This window comes from Cryobacterium sp. TmT2-59 (assembly GCF_004403545.1).
GTDB lineage: Bacteria > Actinomycetota > Actinomycetes > Actinomycetales > Microbacteriaceae > Cryobacterium > Cryobacterium shii.
In genome coordinates, this window is record NZ_SOGM01000021.1 from 47397 (window position 1) to 69438 (window position 22042).

Sequence of the window (22042 nt, forward strand, 5' to 3'; positions counted from 1 at the left end):
CGTTCCGCGGGGCACTCTGGACCGGAACGGCCACTCTCGCCTCACCAATCGCAAGGAGCTCGCTTCATGAGCGTGTCGAAATTCACCCTGCCCGATGTCGGCGAGGGTCTCACCGAGGCCGAAATCGTCGAGTGGAAGGTGGCGCCCGGCGACACCGTCGCGATCAACCAGGTGCTGGTCGAGATCGAGACCGCCAAATCGCTGGTCGAACTCCCGTCGCCCTATGTCGGCGTGGTCGGCGAGATCCTGGTGCAGCCCGGAACGACCGTCGACGTCGGAACCGTGATCATCACCATCGTCTCCGACGCCGGCACCGATGCCGAGGTGTCCGCTCCCCCGACGGGGGCGAATGAGAACGAGCTGGCCGGCGCGGCAGCGGATGCCGGTTCCACGATCTCCGACGAACCGGCCGAGAAGGCCGGCCCCGTGCTCGTCGGCCGCGGTGCCACCGCGACCATGCCCACCCGGCGGAAGCGCCACGGCAGCACCCCGGTCGCCCACGAATCGATCGCGCCGCCGCCCGTCATCGCCCCGCGCGCCGCGGCGGCGCCCCTTCCCCGGCTCCCGCGTGCGGCATCCGCCGGACCGGTCATCGCCAAACCGCCGATCCGCAAGCTCGCCAAGGATCTCGGAGTCGACCTGTCCCTGGTCGAGGCGACCGGCCCGGTCGGCGACGTGACCCGGGAGGACGTGCTGCGCGCCGCCACCCAGGCCAGCGTCTTCCGCAACATCCAGACGCCGGAGTGGCCGAGCGACCGCGAGGAGCGCATCGCCGTCAAGGGCGTGCGCAAGGCCATCGCCCAGGCCATGGTCTCCAGCGCGTTCACCGCACCGCACGTGAGCCTCTTCGTCGATGTCGACGCCACCCGCACCATGGAATTCGTCAAGCGGCTCAAGGCATCCACCGACTTCGCCGGCGTGCGGGTCTCCCCGCTGCTGATCATGGCCAAGGCCATGATCTGGGCGGTGCGGCGCAACCCCACGGTCAACTCGATCTTCACCGACGAGGAAATCGTGATCAAGCACTACGTCAACCTCGGCATCGCGGCGGCGACCCCGCGGGGCCTGATCGTGCCCAATGTCAAGGAGGCCCAGGACATGAGCCTGCTGGAACTCGCGGGCGCGCTCGAACGACTCACCCTCACCGCGCGCGACGGCAAGACCACCCCCGCCGACATGTCGGGCGGCACGATCACGATCACCAACATCGGCGTGTTCGGGATGGACACGGGCACCCCCATCCTCAACTCCGGCGAGGCCGGCATCGTCGCCCTCGGCACGATCAAGCAGAAGCCGTGGGTGGTGGACGGCGAGGTGCGCGCCCGCTTCGTGACCACGATCGGCGCGAGTTTCGACCACCGGGTCGTCGACGGGGATGTCGCGAGCCGGTTCCTGGCGGATGTCGCCAGCATCATCGAGGAGCCCGCGCTGCTCCTCGAATAGCCGGTTGAATATTTGGGAAGCCTTGCCTCACCAGTTCTTTTGCTCGCCGGTGAGGTAAGGCTTTCCACGCTGGCGGGGGATGCCGGCTTGTGTTCTGATATTCGTTATGACCTCACTCACGTCCGCTGGAATCGCTTCCCTCAGTCCCTCGGTTGCTGTTGCCGCCGCCGAACCGAAGCGCACCGAGAGCCATGCCGGCCGGCTCAACTGGCTGCGTGCCGGGGTGCTCGGCGCCAACGACGGCATCGTCTCCGTTGCGGCCCTCGTCGTCGGTGTGGCCGGGGCGACCGGCTCCACCGCCGCCATCGCGGCGGCAGGCACCGCCGGCCTCGTCGGTGGGGCCATCTCCATGGCCCTCGGCGAATACGTCTCGGTCAGCAGTCAGAGTGACAGCCAGCGCACCCTGATCGAGCGCGAGAAGCGCGAGCTCAGTATCGACCCCGAAGGCGAACTGCAGGAACTCGCGGAACTCTACGAAAAGCAGGGACTCGCCCCCGCCACGGCCCGGCAGGTCGCCGTGGAATTCACGGCGATCGATCCCGTGCGTGCCCACCTGCTCGCCGAGCACAACATCGCCGAGGACGACGTCGTCAGCGCCTGGCACGCCGCCTGGGTCTCGGCCGCGGCCTTCACCCTCGGCGCGTTGCTTCCGTTCCTGGCAATCCTGCTCCTGCCCGAGAGCGTGCGCATTCCGATCACCTTCGGTGCCGTGCTCATCGCCCTCGCGGCGCTCGGCATGACCGGCGCCCACCTCGGCGGCAGCCCGAAGCTCCGCGCGACCATCCGGGTCGTGCTCGGCGGGGCCGCGGCTCTGGTCGTCACCTTCCTGATCGGTTCCCTGCTCGGCACGTCGGGCATCGTCTAAACCGGCCCCGCCCCGTCCTGACCCCCGAAAAGGTCCCGGGTCACCTCTCGCGCGGCGCGCACCTAATGGTTTTGACAATCATTATCAATAGGCCTAGCCTTGAACCGTGATCAAGAAGCGATTCGTCCTCCCTGTGCTTGCGGCCGCGACCGCTCTGCTCCTGGCCGGCTGCGCTCCGACCGGGGGAGTTGATTCCGGCGCTGCCGACGACCTCCAGGTGGTCGCGACGACCACGCAGGTGGCCGATTTCACTCGCAATGTCGTCGGCGACACCGTCGGCGTCTCGGTCACCCAGCTCATCCTGCCCAACCAGAGCGCGCACAGCTTCGACCCTTCGGTGGCTGACCTGACCGCCCTCGGAGCAGCCGATGTTCTCGTGATCAACGGCGTCGGACTCGAGGAGTGGCTCTCCGACGCGATCAGCGCCAGCGGATTCGACGGCGTGACCATCACCGCAGCGACGGGAGTCGAGGTCCTCGGCGGCACCGAGAAATCCGGCAACCCGCACATCTGGACCGACGTGTCCAACGCGGAGACCATGGTGCAGACCATCGCCGACGGCCTCGGTGCCGCGAGTGTCGACCAGGCCGCGGACTTCGCTGCGAATGCGGCAGCCTACCGGGGCCGACTGGCCGAACTCGACACCTGGATCCGCACCAATATCGACGCCGTTCCCGCGGCGGAGCGCCTGCTCGTGAGCAACCACGACGCGTTCACCTACTTCACCGAGGCCTACGGCATCACGTTCGTCGGTTCCATCATCCCGAGCTTCGACGACAATGCCGAGCCCAGCGCCGCTGCGATCGACAAGCTCGTCGCCGACATCAGGGCCACGGGGGTGAAAGCCGTCTTCTCCGAGGCGTCGATCAGCCCGAAGGCCGCCGACACCATCGCCACAGAGGCGGGCGTCGCCGTGTACTCGGGGGAGGAGGCGCTGTTTAGCGACTCGCTCGGCGCAAAGGGCAGCGACGGCGCCACGTACATCGACTCCCAGGTGCACAACGTCACCCTGATCCTGGAGTCCTGGGGGGCCACGCCCACCGCGGTTCCCGCAGACCTGCGATAGTTGATCTGTGAACGAGAACCCTTCTCAAGTGCGGGCCGGCGCCCCCCTGGCCCTCAGAGTGGTGGGGGCCGCCTTCTCGTACGGCCACCTGCCGGCACTCGAGGGCATCACCTTCGACCTGCGGGCGGGCGAGGCCGTTGCCCTGATCGGGCCGAACGGCTCAGGCAAGTCCACGTTGCTCAAGGGCATCCTCGGCCTGGTGCAGCGGGTGAGCGGCACCGTGGAGGTGCTCGGCGAACCGACGGCCCCGGTCGGCTCGATCGGCTACGTGCCCCAGGCCGGCGACCTCGATCCCCAGTTCCCGGTGACCCTGGAGCAGGTGGTCCTGATGGGGCGCTACCGCACCCTGGGCTGGCTGCGCCTGCCCGGCAAGCGTGACCGCGAGGCCGTTGCCCGGGCCCTGGACGCCGTCGGGCTCACCCAGCGCGCGAAGACCCGGTTCGGCGAGCTGTCCGGCGGCCAGCAGCAGCGCGGCCTGCTCGCGCGGGCCGTGGCGTCCGGCCCGCGGCTGCTGCTGCTCGACGAGCCGTTCAACGGCCTCGACCAGCAGAACCGGGACGCCCTCGTCGGCACCGTGAAACGGCTGAAGGAGGAGGGGGTGGCCGTGCTCGTCTCCACCCATGACCTGCAGCTTGCCCGCGAAGTCTGTGAAGAGGTCCTGCTGCTCAACGGCACGCAGGTGGCGTTCGGCCCCCGCGAGTCGGTGCTGAGCCTGGAGAACGTGCAGCGCACCTTCCACGAGGTCGGCGTGGAGCTCGACGAGCACACCGTCGTCCTGCCGGACCACTCGGGACACTGACGTGGAGCTCCTGAACCCGCTCGTCGACGCGTTCGCCCTGCCGTTCATGACGCGGGCGCTCGTGGTGCTGGGCGCGCTCAGCCTCGTGGCCGGCGTGGTCGGTGTGCTCGTCAACCTGCGGGGACTCGAATTCATCAGCGACGGGCTGACGCACGCCGTCTTCCCCGGCATCGCCATCGGATTCGTCTGGGGCGGGCGTGACGGACTGTTCGCCGGAGCAATGGTCGCCGCGCTCTTCGCCGCGGTCGTGCTCACCCTGATCGTGCGCCGGTCGGTGAGTTCGGATGCCGCGATCGCCATCGTCTTCACCGCGATGTTCAGCGTCGGCGTGATCCTGGTCTCGCGCGAGACGAACTACGTCGGGCAGCTGGAACAGCTCCTGTTCGGCCGACTGCTCACGGTCAGCCCGATCGAGGTCATCCAGACGGTCGTCATCTGCGGCATCGCCCTGCTCCTGGTCGCCTTCACATTGAAGGAAGAGGTGTTCCGGGCATTCGACCGGGTCGGCTTCGCCGCCTACGGGTACCGACCGCTGGCGCTCGACCTCGTGCTCAACGTGGCCATCGCGTTCGTCGTGGTCGCGGCCTCCAGCGCCGTCGGCAACCTGCTCGTGCTGGCCGTGCTGATCGTTCCGGGCGCCGTAGCGCGGCTGGTCACGGCGCGGCTGTGGCTCCTGTTCCCGATCGCGGCCGGGTTCGCGGCCCTGGGCTCCTGGCTGGGCCTGGCCCTCGGCTTCCAGGCCTCCGTGCAGTCCGGGATCGACCTGCCCAGCGGGGCGACCGTCGTGCTGGTGCTCGTCGCCGGCTACGCCATCGTGCTGCTGCTGCGCCTGGCCGTCGACGGGCTGCGGCGGCCCAGGGTCGCCCGCTGATGGGCTACTTCGAGAAGGCCCTCCTGGCGGCGGCCGGGATCGGCGCCCTTTCCGGCCTGGTCGGCGCGCTCGTCGTGCTCCGCCGGCGGACGTTCTTCGCGCAGGCCCTCACCCACGCGACCTTCCCCGGCGCGGTCGCCGCCACGATCCTCGGCATCAGCATCCCGCTCGGCGCCGCGCTGGCGAGCATCCTGATCGTGGGAATCATGACCCTGATCGGGCGGGTGAAGCGTCAGGGCAGCCAGGTGGCCTCCGGCATCCTGCTCACCGCCGGCTTCGCGCTCGGCGTGCTCCTGCAGGCGCTCAACCCGTCGCTGCCGGTGCAGGTGGACTCCTATCTCGTGGGGTCCATCCTGACCGTCACCACCGGCGACCTGATCCTGGCCTTTTCGGTGCTGGTCGCGGCCGTGGCGGTGATGCTCTTCCTGGGCAAGGAAATCCTGTTCTCCACGTTCGACTCGAACGGATTCCGCGCGGCCGGCTACCGGGAATGGCCGATCGAGCTGCTCACCCTGGCCCTCATCACGGCAACCGTGGTCACGGCGATGCCGGCCGTCGGCGCGATCCTCGCGATCGCTCTGATCGCGGCACCCGCCGCCGCCGCCCGGCTGGTCGTGCGCACCACCACCCAGATCCTGGTCGTCGCACCGGTGCTGGGTGCGGTGGCCGGGCTCGTCGGTGTGCTCCTGTCCCGGGCGATCGACGTCGCCGCCGGACCCGCGATCGCCCTCACCGCGGCGGCGTTCTTCGTGCTCGCCCTGGGCGGTCGCCGGCTCGTCCGGGCCCCGTTACGGTTGAGACTATGAAGCGGAACACCTGGCAGCGGGAGGCCGTGCGCACGGCGCTGGGCGCGGCCGAGGGATTCGTCAGCGCACAGGGGCTCCACTCCAACCTGCACGCGACCGGGTCACCGATCGGTCTGGCCACGGTGTACCGGGCGCTCGCCGACCTGGCCCTCGAGGGTGAAGCCGATTCCCTGCAGTCGCCCGAGGGCGAGGGCCTGTACCGCGCCTGCAGCACGACCGACCACCATCACCACCTGATCTGCCGCAATTGCGGCCTCACGGTCGAGATCGAAGCGGATGCCGTCGAGACCTGGGCGAAGAACGTCGCCGCCGAGAACGGGTTCACCCAGGCCGCCCACGTGGTCGACGTCTTCGGCCTCTGCGCCGCCTGCACCGCCGCCGCCCCCGCCGTCTCACCTCCCGCCGCACCCCCCGCCCCAGTCCTCGAGTAGCGAACGAATTCGACGGAGATTCTGCTCCCACAACCCTGTTTTCCCGGCTTCAGCGCCAAAAATGGCAGAATCTCCGTCGAATTGGTTGAGTTTGCGCCGGGGGAGAGCAGCGCGTAGTGTTGGACGCTGCTGCGCATATCTGTGCGTGCACTGCTGGTTCGCCTCGCTTCCGCCTTCGCGGGAATGTCGTCGTGCCAGCCGACAAGAGATCTTGGGAAGGGCATTCGCCCTTCGGTATTGGAGGAGAACCATGGCAGCTACTTGCCAGGTGACCGGAGCCGTTCCTGGCTTCGGACACAACATTTCACACTCGCACCGACGCACCAAGCGTCGTTTCGACCCGAACGTTCAGACCAAGAAGTACTACGTACCGTCGCTTCGCCGTAACGTCACGCTGACCCTGTCCGTCAAGGGCATCAAGGTCATCGACGCTCGTGGCATCGAGTCGGTCGTCAAGGACCTTCTCGCCCGTGGGGAGAAAATCTAATGGCCAAGCAGCATGACGTCCGCCCGATCATCAAGCTCCGTTCGACGGCTGGAACCGGTTACACGTACGTGACCAAGAAGAACCGTCGCAACGACCCCGACCGTCTCGTGCTCAAGAAGTACGACCCCGTAGTGCGCAAGCACGTTGACTTCCGTGAGGAGCGCTAAAAATGGCGAAGAAGAGCATGATTGCCAAGAACAACCAGCGCAAGGTTATCGTCGAGCGCTACGCAGCGAAGCGCCTTGAGCTCAAGAAGGCCCTCGTTGACCCGGCCGGCACCGACGAGTCGCGTGAAGCAGCTCGCCTCGGCCTGCAGAAGCTTCCCCGCAACGCGTCGCCGGTTCGCCTGCGCAACCGCGACGCGGTTGACGGCCGTCCCCGTGGACACCTCAGCAAGTTCGGTATCTCGCGCGTTCGTTTCCGCGACATGGCTCACCGCGGCGAACTGCCCGGCATCACCAAGTCCAGTTGGTAGAGCGCGCGTGACCGCCTAGTCGGTCATTCGGAACCTCCGGTTCCGGAAAAAAGAGAAGATTTCGACTTCGGTCGGCGTCTTCTCTTTTTTTGTCTCATTTTTCGCGTAGAGCGGAAATGGGGCCGTTCCGGAGGGGCAAACCGCCTCGAAACGCCGTAAATCCGCGGAATTCCGGGGAACTCTGCTAGATTCAACCCGGTCCAACCGGCCAACGGAGGCGCTTTTCGAAGCGTCGCCCGACATACGTGAATACCTGTTTTTACAGACAAAGGTCCGAGGAGGACACTCAATGGCTGACAAGTCGCTGAACAAGACCGAGCTCGTTGCCAAGGTTGCCGCAGACTCTGGCCAGAGCCAGGCTGCAGTCGACGGCGTTCTGAACGCTTTCTTTGCAACTCTCGCTGACACCGTCGCGAACGACGGCAAGGTCACCATCCCAGGCTGGCTCGGAGTCGAGCGCACCGCAACCGCAGCGCGCACCGGCCGCAACCCGCAGACCGGCGAAGAGATCGCCATCGCCGCCGGCCACCGCGTCAAGCTGACCGCCGGCAGCAAGCTCAAGGCTGCCGCCAAGTAGGTTTCGCCCCAAGAGGGCAGGGCGTCGACTTCGGTCGACGCCCTGTTTGCTTTTAACGGCCCCCTGTCATGATGGGGGGCGACGACCGCGGGGGAGTCACGGCGCGGCCCACGAGGTTAGGCTTAGTCGGTGCCTCGTCTCGTACGTATTTCCGGTCCGGCAGTACTCCTGCTGGTCGCCATGCTTGCGACGCTCGTGGCCCTGGCCTACGGCGGCGGCTCGGCCGCCCAACTGCTGGCCGATCCCGGGCCGGTCGTGCGCTGGGGCCTTCCCCTGGCCAAACTGCTGGTGAACGTCTCCGCGGCGGGAACCATCGGTGCCCTCGTGCTCACCGTCTTCGCGCTGAGCCCGCGTGAGCCCGAGTACAACACGGCGATCGACTTCGCCTCCGGCTCCGCAGCGGTCTTCACCGTTGCATCCGCCCTGACCGGCTTCTTCACCTTCCTGCAGGTGACGACCATCCCGCTCAGCTTCGACGACCGGTTCAGCGCGACCGCCGGACAATTCTTCAGCGACATCGAAATCGGCCAGGCGTGGCTGGGCACCACCCTGATCGCGGCCGCCGTCACCGTGCTCTGCTTCGCGGTGCGCTCCCAGACCGGGCTCGTCTTCGTCACGGTCCTCGCGGTGGGCGCTCTCGTGCCGATGGCGCTGCAGGGGCACGCGGCCGGCGCCGAGGGACACAATATCGCCATCACGGCGCTGGGGCTGCACCTCGTCTTCGCCGCGATCTGGTTGGGCGGCCTGCTCACCATCATCGTGCTCCGCAAGCAGCTGGCCGGCGGCCGCATCGATGTGGTCATCGACCGGTACTCCACGCTCGCCCTGGTCAGCTTCATCGTGGTCGCGGCCTCGGGCTACGTCGGCGCGGAACTGCGGCTGGGCACCTGGGAACGCTTGTTCACGCCGTACGGCATCCTGGTGCTGGTCAAGGTCTTCGCCCTCACCGCGCTGGGCGTCTTCGGCGCCGTGCAGCGCCGAACCCTGATCCGACGGATGCAACGCTCCGAGCAGGCCGGGAGGCCGCACGCCGGTCGCTGGTTCTGGTGGCTCGTCGTGGCCGAGCTCGGGTTCATGGGGTTGGCCTCCGGCGTGGCGGCCGCTCTCGCGAAGACGGCGACCCCGGTGGCGCAGGTCACGGCGACCCAGGTGCCCACGTCGACGCCCGCCCAAATCCTAACCGGCGAGCTCCTGCCGCCCGAACTCACCTTCGGTCGCTACTTCACCGAGTGGAGCTTCGACCTGGCCTGGGTGCTGTTCTGCGCCTTCGGGATCTTCTTCTACGTCGCCGGGGTGGCCCGCCTGCGCCGCCGCGGTGACCAGTGGCCGGTGTTCCGCACAGTGCTGTGGGTGACCGGCATGCTCGTCCTCTTCTACATCACCAACGGCGGGGCGAACCTCTACGCGCAGTACCTGTTCTCCTCGCACATGCTTATGCACATGGCCCTGACCATGCTGGTGCCGGTGTTCCTGGTGCCGGGGGCGCCGGTGACGCTCGCCGCCCGCGCGATCCGCAAGCGGCAGGACGGCAGCCGCGGTCCGCGCGAGTGGATCCTTCTCGCCGTGCACTCACGGTACGCGGGCATCCTGGCCAATCCGCTGGTCGCCGCTGCCCTCTTCGCCGGGTCGCTGTGGGTCTTCTACTACTCGTCGCTGTTCAGCTGGGCGACCACCGATCACATCGGCCACGAGTGGATGGTGGTGCACTTCCTGATCACCGGCTACCTGTTCGTTCAGTCACTGATCGGCATCGACCCGGTGCCCTACCGCCTGCCCTACGCCGGCCGCCTGCTCCTGCTACTGGGAACCATGGCGTTCCACGCCTTCTTCGGGGTGACGATGATGACCGGAACCGGGCTGCTCCTGGCGGACTGGTACGGCGCGATGGGGCGTGACTGGGGCCTCAGCGGCATCGCGGACCAGCAGATGGGCGGTGGGATCGCCTGGAGCGTCGGCGAGATCCCGACCATCGCCCTGGCCATCGCGGTGGCTATCCAGTGGAGCCACAGTGACGAGAAGGAGACCCGTCGCAAGGACCGCAACGCCGACCGCACCCACGACGCCGAGCTCACTCAATACAACGCGCAGCTGGCCCGGCTCGCCGCCCGCGACCGCGACCGCGCGGAGTAGCGGCAGGGCGCGACCGACGTCAGTGCAGCTGGAGCGCGAGCGAGCCGTCCGGGTTGACCGTCACGCTGATCGCGACCGACAGGGGCACATCCTCGTCGCGGGTCTCGACCTCGCCGTCGAACAGGGACTGCACCTCGACCACGATGTGAGCCTGGCCCGGGGTTTCGGGCATCTCGAAGGTGGAGTCGCCGCCCGTCAGGGTGACCTGCGGGTACTCGGCGATCGACCAGAGCGGCGGTTCGGTGACCCGGTCGTTGATTTCGATGCCGAAGGGGCACCCCGACGGCTGCAACACCTGCTGGGTGGTGCAGGCGTTCAGGAAGCTGTCCAGCTCGTCCTGCACCTGGGTCACGAACTGTTCGTTGGGCTGGGCGTCGATGGTGACGTCCGTGGTGCCGGATGCGGTCACGGTCACGGTCTGCGGCGGCGACGAAAGCAGGGCGGACGTGTGGCCCATCGTGTAGCGCGCCGGCGCGAAGGCGAGGTAGGCGGCCTGATTGGAGAATGCGGCGGGGGCGCCCTTCGCGGCGTGGGCGCGCGCGTCGAGGGTGAGCTGGTCGATGGAGAACGTCGCCTCGTGCAGCACGGTCACCTGCAGCACGGCCAGGGGGCTGGTCTCGAACCGCCAGCTGTCGAAGACGCCGAAGAACGTGCCCGTGTGCGCCACCTGGAACGTCATCTGCGCGGGTTCGCCGTCGAGGCGGAAGCCGTAGACGACCGTGTGCCGGTCCTGCGCGGTCTCGCTGTCCCCGGTGAGACGGATGTCGGTGAGCTCGCCCAGCACGGAGGGCCGCAGCAGCGTCCGGGGGAGGTCCTGCGGCAGATCCGCCGCCTCGAGCTGGTCGTCGGTGGGCGTGACCCCGGGCAGCATCAGCGCGCTCGAGACATCCTGCCGCGCGAGCGCATCGAGGTACTGCCGCACGAATCCGCTCGCGCTGTACAAGTCCCGGTTGAGCGAACCGATCGTGGCGACCAGGGCCGCGCCGAGCAGGGCGGACACGAGGACCACGGCCACGACGGCGCGCCGCTGGTTTCGCCGGCGCCTGCCGTCCCGGTTGCTCACTCCCTCATCCTACGGCGCGCATCTTCTCCACCGACCCGCCCGCCCGGCCGCCTCCCACAGCCGGGCCGGATACAGTGGGATGTCCCGTCCGAACCCATCGAAAGTGCCCACCGTGTCCGAGATTCCGTCTGAGATTCCGCTGTCGCGCGAGCAGGCCGAAGTGTTCCAGGCCATCGAGGGCACCCGCCAGAACGTGTTCGTGACCGGCCGCGCCGGCACCGGCAAATCGACGCTGCTGAACCACCTGTCCTGGCACACGAGCAAGCAGATCGTGATCGCGGCGCCCACCGGGGTGGCGGCGCTGAACGTCGGCGGCCAGACCATCCACTCCCTGTTCCGGCTGCCGATCGGCGTGATCGCCGACAACGCGATCGACCAGTCCGACCAGGTGCGCAAACTGCTCAACACGATCGACACCGTGGTCATCGACGAGGTGTCCATGGTCAACGCCGACCTGATGGACGCGATCGACCGCAGCCTCCGCCAGGCCCGGCAGCGCCCGAACGACACCTTCGGCGGGGCGCAGATCGTGCTGTTCGGCGACCCGTACCAGCTGGCCCCGGTGCCGGGTGACTCCGACGAACGCGCCTACTTCGCCGACAACTATCGGTCGATGTGGTTTTTCGACGCGAAGGTGTGGCAGGCCGCCGACCTGCGCATCTTCGAGCTCACCGAGGTGCACCGCCAGCGGGACGCCGACTTCAAGCACATGCTCAACGCGGTCCGCCACGGGCAGGTGACGGCCGAGATCGGCGGCGCGCTCAACGCCGCCGGGGCGCGCACTCCGCCCAGCGAGGGCGTGATCACCCTGGCCACCCGCAACGACGCGGTGAACCGCATCAACGCCTCCGCCCTCAAACGACTGTCGGGCAGGGCGCGCACCGCCAAGGCGGACGTCACCGGCGACTTCGGCGGCCGCACGTTCCCGGCCGATGAGGTGCTCGAGCTGAAGGTGGGCGCGCAGGTCATGTTCCTGCGCAACGACTCCCAGCAGGACGGCGGTCCGCGCTGGGTGAACGGCAGCATCGGCACCGTCACCCGGGTCGAATCGACGGTCTACGTCGATATCGACGGCGAGACGCACGAGGTCGAACCGGCGGTGTGGGAGAAGTTCAAGTACACCTACAACCCGACCACCAAGAAGCTGCGCAAGGATGTCGTGGCCGAGTTCACGCAGTTTCCGTTGCGGCTGGCCTGGGCGGTCACCATTCACAAGTCGCAGGGCGCCACCTATGAGCGAGCGGTTGTGGATCTCGGGGCGAGGGTGTTCAGCCCCGGTCAGACCTACGTGGCCCTCAGCCGGTTGACCAGCCTGGACGGCCTCTACCTCACCCGTCCCCTGCGCCCGAACGACATGATCGTGGACGAGAATGTGCGGCGGTTCATGCGCGGCCCGCGCCCGGCCGCGCCGAACCCGCCCGCACCAGGCCTCGCCTTGCCGGGCACCGCGGAGTAGCACCCGCTTCGATCAGCTGCGGCTTCGATCAGCAGCGGCCATCAGTGATGGGAATGCGGTGATTCCGGCAGCACGGGGTGGGCCGTTTCGCTGTGGGAACCGTGCGGCACCGCGTGCGCGCCCGCATCCGTTGCCGCCAAGGCCGGCGTGGTCAGACCGGAGACCAGAAGACCTCCGAGCGCCAGCGCCGCCAGGAAGCGCCGGCCCTGAGGTGTGCCCGTTGCCGCGGACTCCGACGCCGCCCGCCGCCGGGCGACGGCGAGGGAGAGGGCCACGAACACGCTGAACAGGGTGGCGACGGCCATCGGGAAGACCGGCAGGCCCGCCGCATCGGCGGGCAGGCCGAAGCCGCTGCGCAGGGTCGCCGTGGCTCCCCAGACGAATACCGGGATCAGCGCCCCGACAACGGCCAGGTCGGCCACGAGGACGCGCCCCCGCACGAGGGTCGCCACACCCCAGCCGATCTCCGCGGCGCCGACCCCGGCGAAGAGGATCGCGAGCGGCAGGGGAGCGCCCGCGCCCACGGCCAGGTGAATGGTGCCCGCCCCCAGGGCGGCGAAGGCGGTCCAGAGGAGGCTGATCGGAGTCATGGGAGTCCTGTCCGTGGGTGCGTCGGTGGGCGTGGGCGTGGCGCGGCTGCCGGTTACGCGGTGACCGTGCGGGCAGCGGTCTTGTCCGCGGCGAGCCCGGCGCCGAGCAGCACGATGGCGCTGGCCAGATGCAGGAAGTGGTCGGCGGTGTTCAGGGCGAGGATGTTCAGCGCGGTGCTCGCGATGAAGAACCCGACGATTCCCAGCAGCAGGTACACGGCGCCGACCGTGGTGTTGACGGCCTTGGCCGCGGAGACGGTGGACACGCCGGCGATCAGCAGGGCGGCGCCGATCAGGAGGTGGGCGGTGTTGTGCAGGGGGTTGACCGCGAAAATGCCGAGCAGCAGCCCGCCCTGGGTGGCGAAGAAGCTGACGCCGCCGGTGACGGCGAAGCCGAGCAGTCCGACCAGCAGGTAGACGGCGCCGAAGACGGTGGCGATGAGTCGGTTGGGTGATGTGCGCATGAGAATGACCTCCGGTAGTTGTCACGGTCCCGCCGTGCTTGGTAACTGTTCGGAATCATCGGGGATTCGGTTTGGCCGGTGCGGTGATTGCCCGGTGCGGTGACTGCACAAACACAGAACGGGCGCACCCTCCGCGGAGGGTGCGCCCGTTCTGTGTTTTAAAGCTGGGGATCAGGCCCGGCGACGACGGCCGGCCAGTGCACCGTAGACCAGCAGCACGATGATTGAGCCGGCGATGGCGAGGAGCCAGGTCTGGATCGAGAAGAAGCCGGCCAGGTCGACCCCGAAGATTGCCGAGCCGAGGAAACCGCCCAGGAAGGCGCCGACCACGCCGAGGATCAACGTGATGATCCAGCCCCCGCCCTGGTTGCCCGGGAGGATCGCCTTGGCGATTGCGCCGGCAATGAGGCCGAGAATGAGGAATCCGATGAAGCTCATGTGTCTTGTCCTTTTCTATTCTGTGGAATCGTGATTGGCGCTGCGGGTGTCGTCCGCGCTGCTAGCGTCAGCATTGCTGTCGTCATCATTGCTGTCGTCAGCGTCGCTGTCGTCGCTGCTGTCGTCCGCGGCGAGGTGCACGTCTTTGACGGTCACATCGACCGGGCCGACCTGCATCCCGACGATCGTCTCGATCGCGGTGGCGACGGCGGCGCGAACATCGTCCGCGACCTTCCGCAGTTCGTGCGGGTACTCGACGACGATGGAGATCGTCGCCGATACCCGACCGTCGGTGACGTCGACGCTCACCCCGGGGGAGAGGTCCGCGCCGCTGAAGGCTTCGCGGATCGCCCCGAGGGCGCGCGCGGCGCTACCGCCGAGCGCGTGCACACCGGGCACCTGATTTGCCGCGATGCCGACCACCTTGGCGACGACGCCGTCAGTGATGACGGTTTCGCCTGGCCCGGTGACCGGGTTCTGTGCGGATGCGCTGGTGTCAACGATGGTGGAGCTCCGATCTGGGAAGGTGATACCGGTTCACGCGAACGCCAACCGGGCAGTGCACTGATAGGACGTGCCGCGAGCGACTTTCGTCACGCGGATGCGAATAAAAGTTTTAGGGCGGGGCGGAACGGGCATCGGTGCATCAGGCCACGGCCGCCAGAACGGCGGTCATCGTGTGGCTCTGGCCGGGTTCGAGCCGAACCAGATCCCCGCGGATGTTCGCGGTCTCCACACAGACCATCCCGGTCCACTCCTCGTCGCCGAAGTCGGACATCGACCGGGCCTTGGCAGCCCAGGGGTTCCACACGACGGTGCTGTGCGACTCGCGCTTCTCGATGGTGACGGAGTGGCCCGCCGGGTCGATCACCGTGGCGGCGGCGTCAGTGCCGAGGTAGATCCGGTCCGTTTCCGCCTCGAACCGTACGGGCTCGCTTGCCCCTGGGACCTCGGTGAGACCCGCCAGCTGATCGAGGAAGGGAGCGCCCTCGAGACCGGCCACGCGCACATCGCGCACATCATCGACCCGCAGGTAGGTGTGCAGCGCCTCTTCGAAGGTCACGGCCTCCGGTTCCAGGTTGGTGATCCGCAGGGCGAGGGCCAGGCGGGTGCCGACGGTGACCGTGTAGAGCGCCTCGAACCGGTGCGGCCAGGCGGAAGCGCGGGTGGCCGGGGTATCGCCCAGTCGGAAGGTCAGCACCACGTCGTCGCCGGCTTCCTGCGCGTCGACGAATTCCCATTCCGTCAGCCGGGCGAACCCGTGCGCGGCGGCGGACGGAGCCCCCGCCTTCGCCCCGAACCAGGGGAAGCAGATCGGAACCCCGCCGCGGATGGCCGCGTCCGGCAGGAACCGGCTGGTCGCGCTCAGCCACAGAACGGGCCGCCCGCCGGCCGGAGTCCACGCGGTGACCTGGGCCCCGTGCAGGTAGATCTCGGCCGAACCCTGGCGGCCGGCCACGCGCACAACCGGCAGGCCGCCCGAACCGAGGCCGACCTCAACGGATGCCGGCAGGGACGCGGGAACAGGAGGTGCGAAGGGCATAGTGACAGTTTCGCAGCTTCCCGCGCTCGGGCCAGTCGGCGCGCAAGCCGGGCGTGGTCCCCGCTGGCGTCGGGGAGTAGCGTGGGGGTGTGCAGAAGAAGAAGAAGAAGAAGGTGCGGCATTGGCGTGACCTGAGCCCGCGGCAACGGGTCGGGGCGATTGTGGGCGCATCCGTGCAGTTCGCCCTCGCGGCCGCAGCGTGGCGCGACCTCGCCGCCCGGCCGGCGGCGCTTGTGAACGGGCCGAAGGTGGTCTGGGCCCTCGTCATCGGGGTGAACTTCATCGGCCCCCTCGCGTATTTCGCCGGGGGCCGCCGCACTCGGGGCCGGCTGGGCTAGTAGTCCCGCAGGTACTGCTCCAGGCAGGGCACCTTGAGGAGGGCGAGGGCGCGCTTCTCGATCTGCCGCACCCGTTCCCGGGTGACGCCCTGCACGACCGCGATCTGGTCGAGCGTCTGCGGTGCGCCGCCGGTCAGCCCGAATCGGGCGGTCAGGATCGACCGTTCGCGCGGGGGCAGTGCGTTCAGGTAGAAGCCGATGTCGGTGGCCCGCATGGTCAGCACGGCGTGCTCCTCCGGCTGGGGCAGGTCATCGTCGATGATCAGTTCGGAGATGTCGCCGAGGCCGTCGCCGACGGGGGCCTGCAGCGACATCGGCTCGTTGTCGTACCGGAGCAGCCTCATCACGTCGACCACCTGGATCTGCGAGGCGTCGGACAACTCCTGCATGGTGGGTTCGCGGTCGAGGGTGCTGGTGAGGTCTCGGCGGATGCGCTTGATCTTGTTGAGCTTCTCCGCGGTGTGCACGGGGATGCGGATCATGCGGGATTTGTCGGCCATGCCGCGGTGGATGGCCTGGCGGATCCACCAGGTGGCGTAGGTGGAGAACTTGAAGCCGGTCATGAAGTCGTATTTCTCGACGGCGCGGACGAGGCCGATGTTGCCGTCCTGCACGAGGTCCATGATCGGCATGCCGCGTCCGGAGTAGTGCTTGGCGATGCTGACCACCAGGCGAAGGTTGGCCTCGATGAAGCGGTTCTTCGCACGGTGGCCGTCGTGGGCGAGCCACGCGAGTTCACGCAGGAGTGAGGGTTCCAGCGCGCCCGGCTCGGCTCGCTCGGTGCGTTCCTCGGCGAACAGGCCGACTTCGATCCGCCGGGCGAGGTCGACCTCGTCCTCGGCGGTGAGGAGCGCCACGGCGCCGATCTTCCTCAGGTAATCACCGAACGCATCCGTGGCGGCACGGTTGTAAGTGGCGATGGATGGCTGGCGTGCGGTGATCGTCATGAGTCTCCTCCAGTTCGGGCTGGAACATCAGTACACAGCCCACGCCTCATCCCGTCGAGGGACTTGACGCGGACCTCGAGAAACCGAATAATGCTCGGAAACGGCATTCGGCTTGTCCGGCTCAGCCGTGGGCCTGGACATAGCCGACCAGGCCTTTCACGGTCGCGACCCGGGGGTAGTCCCGCGCGGGGGTATCGACGCCGGTCGCCTGCGCGATGGTCTCGATCAGCCGCAGGAAATCGAGGGAGTCGAGTTCGAGATCCTGCCTCAGCCGAGCATTTTCATCCAGATCGTCCGTGTCGACATCCGGCGCGACCTGGCCGATGGCGGCGTAGACGGCCGCGCGAGCATCCTGTTCGTTCATAGCTCCTCCGGTGCCTGCAGCAATTCTTCGACCTGGGCCAGGAATCGGCTTCCGCGCAACCCGTCGCTGACCCGGTGGTCGGCGGACAGGGTGGCCGTGACCGCGGGCCTCACGCCGAGCAATCCGTTGTGCGCCCACGGCTGTTCGACCACCCGGCCGAGGCCCACCAGGGCGACCTGCGGCGGGTAGATGACCCCGAACACGCTTTCGACGCCGAGGTCGCCGAGATTAGTGACCGTGATGGTCGGATCTGCCATCTCGGCACGCGCCAGGCGCCCGGCACGGGCGCGGCCGACGAGGTCCCGCAGCTGGGCCATCAGAACGTCGAGGGAGAGCGTGTCGGCGTCATGGATCGCGGGGGCGACCAGGCCGCCCTGGCGCAGGGACACGGCCACGCCCAGGTGAACGGCGGCGCTCGGCCTGAAGGCGCCGTCGGTGTAGAAGCCGTTCACTTCGGGCACGGCGCGGGCGGCCAGCGCGCATGCCTTCAGGAGCAGCGCGGCGGGGACCAGGCGTTCCGCGACGGGCCGACCCGCGTTGACCTGTTCCATCCACGCGAGCGCGGCCCGCAGGTCCAGGGTGGTGCTCAGGTAGTAGTGCGGGATGGACTTCTTCGAGCGGGCCATCAGTGCGCCGACGGCGCGGCGCAGGCCGGCCGCCCGCTCCGCGGCGACCGCCGGCGTCATCACCCGCGGGGACGGGGCGCGCGGGGCCGCGGGTGCCCGCGACGACCCCCTCATCGAAGGACTCCACGTCGATGTCCGCCTTCTCCGTGTCCACGACGGCGACCATGTCTCCGCGGTGCACGTAGTCGCCGGGCTTGACCAGCCACTCGACCACCTTGCCGTGATCCATGTCCGCGCCGAGGGCGGGCATCAGGAAGTCACCCATGGGTGCCCACCGCCTCCCGGGCCGCGGCGACGACGCGGTCGACGGAGGGGAGTGCGGCCAGTTCCAGGTGCTTGGCGTAGGGCAGCGGCACTATCCACGCTGCAGACCCGGCCGACCGGCGCATCCAGGTCGAAGAAGGCCGACTCGGTGATGCGCGCGCTCACCTCGGCGGAGATGCTGCCGCTGCGCCATCCCTCGTCCACGATGACGGCGCGGTGCGTGCGCGCGACGGTGGCGAGAATCGCGGCGTCGTCGAGGGGGCGCAGGGTGCGCAGATCGAAAACCTCGGCGTCGATGCCCTCCTGCGCCAGCGGCTCGGCGGCGTCGAGCGTGATCTGCAGGGTGCCGCCATAGGTGATGAGGGACACGTCCCGGCCGGATCGGCGCACGGCGGCGGTGTCGATGTCGACCGCGCCGGCGTCGTCGGCGATCTCCCCGGCCACGTTGTAGAGCGAGCCGTGCTCGAAGATCAGCACCGGGTCGGGATCCTGCAGCGCGGTCCACAGCATCCCGCGGGCGTCTTCCAGGGTCGACGGGGTGAGGATGCGCAGCCCCGGGATGTGGGCGTACCAGCCCTCGAGGCTGTGCGAGTGCTGCGCGGCCAGCTGGCGCCCGGCGCCGGGCGTCATGCGAATCACCAGCGGAACGCTGAACTGCCCGCCCGACATGTTCCGGAGGGTTGCCGCGTTGTTCATGATCTGGTCCAGCGCCAGGAGGCTGAAGTTGACGGTCATGATCTCGACGATGGGACGCATCCCGCCGAGCGCGGCGCCGATCCCGGCCCCGACGAAACCCGACTCCGAGAGCGGGGTGTCACGGATGCGTTCCGGGCCGAATTCCTCCAGCAGCCCGAGGCTCACCGCGAAGCAGCCGCCGTACCGCCCAACGTCCTCGCCCATCAGGAAGACCCGGTCATCGCGCGTCATCGCCTCACGGATCGCGGCGCGCATCGCCTCGCGGTAGGTCGTCTTCATGTCGGCATCCCCGTCACTTCGGGCCTCGCTCGGTGTAGAGGAACCGGGTGAGGTCCTCAACCGGCTCGGGTGTGCCGGCCTTCGCGAACTCGACGGCGGCCTGCACCTCCGAGTCGACCTCCCCCTGCACCGCCGCCCACGTCTTCGCCGGGAGCTCGCCGGCCGCCTCCAGCGCCGCGCGCAGCAGGTCGATGGGGTCGCGCTCCAACCAGGTGGCCACCTCGGCCTTCTCCCGGTAGCGCTCGGGGTCATACATCGAGTGCGCCCGGAACCGGTAGGTGCTCAGCTCCAGGAAGTGCGGGCCGCCGCCGGCTCTGACCATGTGCACCGCCCGCCGGGCCGTCTCCTCGACGGCGAGCACGTCCATCCCATCCACGGGCCAGGCGGGAACCTCGTAGGCGGCCGCCTTCAACGCGATATCCGTCTGGGATTCCGAGCGCCCGAGGGCCGTGCCCATGGCGTACAGATTGTTCTCGCAGCGAAACAGCACCGGCAATTGCCACAGCGCGGCCAGGTTGATGCTCTCGTGGAATTCCCCTTCCGCGACCGCGCCCTCCCCGAAGAAACAGACGGTGACGCGGTCGCGACCCGCCATCTTGTCGGCGAGGGCCAGGCCCACCGCCAGGGGCAGGCCGCCCGCCACGATGGCGTTGCCGCCGTAGAAGCGGGTGGCCGCGTCGAAGAGGTGCATCGACCCACCCCGGCCGCGGCAGCATCCTTGTTCGTAGCCGTACATCTCCGCGAGGATTGCTCCCGCCAACACTCCGCGCAGCAGGGCGTGGCCGTGCTCCCGATAGATGGCCAGTACCGCATCCTCCGGTTCGAGTGCCGCCATCACCCCGGCCGCGACCGCCTCCTCGCCGATGTACACGTGCATGAATCCGCGGATTTTGGCCGCGCTGTACAGCTCGACGCATTTCTCCTCGAACCGCCTCGCCCGCAGCATCTGCAGCAGCAGGTGGCGGGCCCGCTCCGGGTCGGCCGTGACCCGTCTCGCGGTGAACTCATCGATCATCGGGGTACCTCCACGGTCGACGTGTCCCCTTCCGGCAGGCCGAGCTCCCTGGCCTTCAGCAGGCGGCGCAGGATCTTGCCGCTGCGGGTCTTCGGCAGCGTCGTCGTGAACTCGACTTCCCGCGGTGCCACGGCCGGGCCGAGGCGTTTTCGCGCGAAACCGATGATGTCCAGGCGCAGTGCCTCGGCGGGCTCCCAGCCCGGGTGCAGTTCGACGAACGCCTTGACCACCTCGCCGGCGACGGGGTCCGGGATTCCGATCACGGCCGCCTCGGCCACCGCGGCGTGCTCCATCAGTGAGCTCTCTACCTCGAAGGGGCCGATCAGGTGGCCGGAGGACTTGATCACGTCGTCCCCGCGACCGACGAACCAGCAGTAGGTCCGCGTCCCTCCGGACCAGGTCGCCGGTGAGGTACCAGCTGCCCACGAAGCACCGGCGGTAGCGCTCCTCCTCGTTGAGGTACCCGCGGAACATCGAGGGCCAGCCGGGGCGCAGGGCCAGCTCTCCCACGGCATCCGGTTCGGTCACCAGCACGGGTTCGGCGCCCCGCATGACGGGTGTGCCCTGCTCGTCGCGCTGAACCAGGGCGGCCTCGACGCCGGGCAGGGGGCGGCCCATCGAGCCCGGGCGGATCTTCGGTGGCGACGTAGTTCGAGATCATGATTCCGCTGGTCTCGGTCTGCCACCAGTTGTCGTGCACCGGCAGGCCGAACGCCTCCTGACCCCACACGACGACCTCGGGGTTGAGGGGCTCGCCCACGCTCGCCACGAATCGCAGTGCGGACAGGTCGTGGGCGGTGGCCCGCTCCGTGCCGGCCTTCATCAGCATCCGCAGAGCCGTCGGCGCCGTGTACCAGACGCTGACCCGCTGATCGGCGAGGATGCGGTACCACCGGTCCGCTTCCATCTCCTCCTCGTCGACGATGCTGGTCACGCCGTGCACGAGCGGGGCGATCACCCCGTAGGAGGTGCCCGTGACCCAGCCGGGGTCCGCGGTGCACCAATAGATGTCGTCGGGATGCAGGTCGAGGGCGAAGCGGCCGGTGGCGAAGTGGGCGGTCACGGCGTCGTGAACGTGGATCGCGCCCTTGGGAGTGCCCGTGGTGCCGCTCGTGAAGTGCAGCAGGGCCATGTCCTCGGGGTGCGTTTCGGCGATCTCCCCGTAGGGCGGCGCCTCGCGCATCAGCGCCGCCAGGTCCAGCGTGCCCGGTTCCGGTTCATCCGCGGCGTCGACCAGGAGAACGTGCTGCAGCTGCGGCAGCCGGTCCCGGATCGGCGCCACCTTCTTGCGGTACAGCGCCCGCGTTGTGATCAGTGCCCTGCCTCCGCCCAGTTCCAGTCGCTGGCGCACGGGCTCGGCGCCGAACGCCGAGAACAGCGGGCAGAAGACGGCGGCGTGCCGGAGCGTGCCCAGCACTGCGACGTACAGTTCCGGGATGCGACCGGTGAGGGAGAAGACGCGGTCACCGCGCTCGATCCCGAGGCCCCGCAGCACGCCGGCGAAGCGGCTGGTCTGCTCGAGGAGCTCGGCGTAGGTGAGGGAGTGGCTCGTGCCGTCGGCCCGGATGAAGCGCAAGGCCTCCCGGTGCGCGCGGGGGCCCGCGGCATGCCGGTGACGGCTTCGTAGGCGATATTGAGGCCCTGGCCGCCCGGCAGCCCCGACAGGCCGCGGCGGGCCTCGTCCCAGGTGAATGTGGCGCGGGTCTTCTCGTAGTCGAGGAGGTTCGGGGCCACACGGAGGCTGGGGACGTCCTTTCGGATCGTGGGCCAGTGTGTCGACGACTCGGTTCCGGCTGTCATGAGCCCATGAAACCCCCGCCGGGGCGCGGCGGCTAGGAGCGTGTGCCAGTAACGCCTATTCGAAGTTGATTCGACAAGATCCGGGCCGATTTGGCCGCAGCGGGCTCCACGATTGCCTTCCGCCGCGCATAGGCCGCGCGGCCCTTCTTCGTCTTCAGCTTCCGCGCCATGCGTTCGCGCAACGTCGCGTCAGCGGGGATCCGGCCCCG

At 68.6% G+C, this 22042-nt stretch carries 26 protein-coding genes and 2 pseudogenes; 14 read left to right on the forward strand and 14 right to left on the reverse strand.

Features of this window, described 5'->3' with window-relative positions; genetic code table 11:
* Window positions 1-66 precede the first annotated feature (66 nt).
* The 12 genes from E3T24_RS03845 (at window position 67) to E3T24_RS03900 (ending at window position 9950) form a co-directional block, all read left to right on the forward strand.
* Entirely contained in the window at window positions 67-1443 is a 1377-nt protein-coding gene (locus E3T24_RS03845) for a dihydrolipoamide acetyltransferase family protein (protein WP_134365333.1), read from the forward strand.
* Between the two features lie 106 nt (window positions 1444-1549).
* Window positions 1550-2308, forward strand: coding sequence for a VIT1/CCC1 transporter family protein (locus E3T24_RS03850; RefSeq protein WP_134365332.1), 759 nt, complete (start codon window positions 1550-1552; stop codon window positions 2306-2308).
* 106 nt (window positions 2309-2414) lie between these two features.
* Window positions 2415-3374: a zinc ABC transporter substrate-binding protein gene (locus E3T24_RS03855; RefSeq protein ID WP_198415947.1), complete on the forward strand. Its 960-nt coding sequence runs from the start codon at window positions 2415-2417 to the stop codon at window positions 3372-3374.
* A gap of 7 nt (window positions 3375-3381) precedes the next feature.
* Window positions 3382-4173 carry a metal ABC transporter ATP-binding protein gene (locus E3T24_RS03860; protein WP_134365331.1) on the forward strand — a complete coding sequence of 264 codons (792 nt, stop codon included), beginning with the start codon at window positions 3382-3384 and terminating at the stop codon, window positions 4171-4173.
* A gap of 1 nt (window position 4174) precedes the next feature.
* Complete coding sequence (locus E3T24_RS03865; RefSeq protein WP_241976055.1) at window positions 4175-5044, forward strand: metal ABC transporter permease; 870 nt, start codon at window positions 4175-4177, stop codon at window positions 5042-5044.
* Complete coding sequence (locus E3T24_RS03870) at window positions 5044-5850, forward strand: metal ABC transporter permease (RefSeq protein WP_134365330.1); 807 nt, start codon at window positions 5044-5046, stop codon at window positions 5848-5850. Before E3T24_RS03865 ends, E3T24_RS03870 begins: the two co-directional genes overlap by 1 nt.
* Window positions 5847-6281, forward strand: a complete 435-nt coding sequence (locus tag E3T24_RS03875; RefSeq protein WP_134365329.1) for a transcriptional repressor — start codon at window positions 5847-5849, stop codon at window positions 6279-6281. The genes E3T24_RS03870 and E3T24_RS03875 overlap by 4 nt, the downstream gene beginning before the upstream one ends.
* 250 nt (window positions 6282-6531) lie before the next feature.
* Complete coding sequence (rpmB, locus tag E3T24_RS03880; RefSeq protein WP_104099753.1) at window positions 6532-6768, forward strand: 50S ribosomal protein L28; 237 nt, start codon at window positions 6532-6534, stop codon at window positions 6766-6768.
* Window positions 6768-6935, forward strand: coding sequence for a 50S ribosomal protein L33 (gene rpmG / locus E3T24_RS03885; RefSeq protein WP_104099752.1), 168 nt, complete (start codon window positions 6768-6770; stop codon window positions 6933-6935). The genes rpmB and rpmG overlap by 1 nt, the downstream gene beginning before the upstream one ends.
* A 2-nt stretch (window positions 6936-6937) precedes the next feature.
* Entirely contained in the window at window positions 6938-7243 is a 306-nt protein-coding gene (gene rpsN, locus E3T24_RS03890; protein WP_134364793.1) for a 30S ribosomal protein S14, read from the forward strand.
* 289 nt (window positions 7244-7532) lie between these two features.
* On the forward strand, window positions 7533-7820 hold the full coding sequence (locus E3T24_RS03895) for an HU family DNA-binding protein (RefSeq protein ID WP_066598601.1): 288 nt from the start codon (window positions 7533-7535) through the stop codon (window positions 7818-7820).
* A gap of 129 nt (window positions 7821-7949) precedes the next feature.
* Window positions 7950-9950, forward strand: coding sequence for a cytochrome c oxidase assembly protein (locus E3T24_RS03900; RefSeq protein WP_241976059.1), 2001 nt, complete (start codon window positions 7950-7952; stop codon window positions 9948-9950).
* 19 nt (window positions 9951-9969) lie between these two features.
* On the opposite strand, the gene E3T24_RS03905 is transcribed toward E3T24_RS03900, so the two are convergent.
* The gene (locus E3T24_RS03905) at window positions 9970-11013 is read right to left on the reverse strand and encodes a hypothetical protein (protein WP_134403034.1); all 1044 of its coding nucleotides are present in this window, start codon (window positions 11011-11013) and stop codon (window positions 9970-9972) included.
* Between the two features lie 112 nt (window positions 11014-11125).
* Here E3T24_RS03905 and E3T24_RS03910 point away from each other — a divergent pair, with 112 nt between their 5' ends.
* On the forward strand, window positions 11126-12469 hold the full coding sequence (locus tag E3T24_RS03910) for an AAA family ATPase (RefSeq protein WP_241976060.1): 1344 nt from the start codon (window positions 11126-11128) through the stop codon (window positions 12467-12469).
* Window positions 12470-12510: 41 nt separating this feature from the next.
* Here the strand turns inward: E3T24_RS03910 and E3T24_RS03915 are convergent, their stop codons facing one another.
* From E3T24_RS03915 to E3T24_RS03935, 5 genes are all read right to left on the reverse strand, one after another.
* Window positions 12511-13059, reverse strand: a complete 549-nt coding sequence (locus tag E3T24_RS03915; RefSeq protein WP_134365326.1) for a hypothetical protein — start codon at window positions 13057-13059, stop codon at window positions 12511-12513.
* 53 nt (window positions 13060-13112) lie between these two features.
* Window positions 13113-13523, reverse strand: coding sequence for a DUF4383 domain-containing protein (locus E3T24_RS03920; protein WP_134365325.1), 411 nt, complete (start codon window positions 13521-13523; stop codon window positions 13113-13115).
* 171 nt (window positions 13524-13694) lie between these two features.
* On the reverse strand, window positions 13695-13961 hold the full coding sequence (locus E3T24_RS03925; RefSeq protein WP_134365324.1) for a GlsB/YeaQ/YmgE family stress response membrane protein: 267 nt from the start codon (window positions 13959-13961) through the stop codon (window positions 13695-13697).
* 15 nt (window positions 13962-13976) lie between these two features.
* The gene (locus tag E3T24_RS03930) at window positions 13977-14492 is read right to left on the reverse strand and encodes an Asp23/Gls24 family envelope stress response protein (protein ID WP_347232636.1); all 516 of its coding nucleotides are present in this window, start codon (window positions 14490-14492) and stop codon (window positions 13977-13979) included.
* 115 nt (window positions 14493-14607) lie between these two features.
* Window positions 14608-15504: a D-hexose-6-phosphate mutarotase gene (locus tag E3T24_RS03935; RefSeq protein WP_160141133.1), complete on the reverse strand. Its 897-nt coding sequence runs from the start codon at window positions 15502-15504 to the stop codon at window positions 14608-14610.
* Between the two features lie 89 nt (window positions 15505-15593).
* Here E3T24_RS03935 and E3T24_RS03940 point away from each other — a divergent pair, with 89 nt between their 5' ends.
* Window positions 15594-15842, forward strand: coding sequence for a hypothetical protein (locus tag E3T24_RS03940; protein ID WP_160141132.1), 249 nt, complete (start codon window positions 15594-15596; stop codon window positions 15840-15842).
* Here the strand turns inward: E3T24_RS03940 and E3T24_RS03950 are convergent.
* The 8 genes and pseudogenes from E3T24_RS03950 to E3T24_RS03975 all read right to left on the reverse strand — a co-directional run bounded on the left by E3T24_RS03950 (window position 15839) and on the right by E3T24_RS03975 (window position 21609).
* A complete protein-coding gene (locus E3T24_RS03950) occupies window positions 15839-16789 on the reverse strand; it encodes a sigma-70 family RNA polymerase sigma factor (RefSeq protein WP_179954742.1) in 951 nt (316 codons plus the stop codon). The genes E3T24_RS03940 and E3T24_RS03950 overlap by 4 nt on opposite strands.
* 121 nt (window positions 16790-16910) lie before the next feature.
* Window positions 16911-17153: an acyl carrier protein gene (locus E3T24_RS03955; protein ID WP_134365319.1), complete on the reverse strand. Its 243-nt coding sequence runs from the start codon at window positions 17151-17153 to the stop codon at window positions 16911-16913.
* Window positions 17150-17893, reverse strand: a complete 744-nt coding sequence (locus tag E3T24_RS03960; RefSeq protein WP_241978612.1) for a 2-oxo acid dehydrogenase subunit E2 — start codon at window positions 17891-17893, stop codon at window positions 17150-17152. Before E3T24_RS03960 ends, E3T24_RS03955 begins: the two co-directional genes overlap by 4 nt.
* A 40-nt stretch (window positions 17894-17933) precedes the next feature.
* Window positions 17934-18044, reverse strand: a pseudogene (locus tag E3T24_RS17855) (biotin/lipoyl-containing protein); the annotation flags it as partial.
* Window positions 18037-19018, reverse strand: a pseudogene (locus E3T24_RS03965) (alpha-ketoacid dehydrogenase subunit beta). The pseudogenes E3T24_RS17855 and E3T24_RS03965, both read right to left, overlap by 8 nt.
* Before the next feature lie 13 nt (window positions 19019-19031).
* On the reverse strand, window positions 19032-20033 hold the full coding sequence (gene pdhA, locus E3T24_RS03970) for a pyruvate dehydrogenase (acetyl-transferring) E1 component subunit alpha (protein WP_134365318.1): 1002 nt from the start codon (window positions 20031-20033) through the stop codon (window positions 19032-19034).
* The gene (locus E3T24_RS18240) at window positions 20030-20380 is read right to left on the reverse strand and encodes a hypothetical protein (RefSeq protein WP_338145007.1); all 351 of its coding nucleotides are present in this window, start codon (window positions 20378-20380) and stop codon (window positions 20030-20032) included. The genes pdhA and E3T24_RS18240 overlap by 4 nt, the downstream gene beginning before the upstream one ends.
* A complete protein-coding gene (locus E3T24_RS03975) occupies window positions 20377-21609 on the reverse strand; it encodes an AMP-binding protein (RefSeq protein ID WP_338145006.1) in 1233 nt (410 codons plus the stop codon). Before E3T24_RS03975 ends, E3T24_RS18240 begins: the two co-directional genes overlap by 4 nt.
* Window positions 21610-22042: the final 433 nt, after the last annotated feature.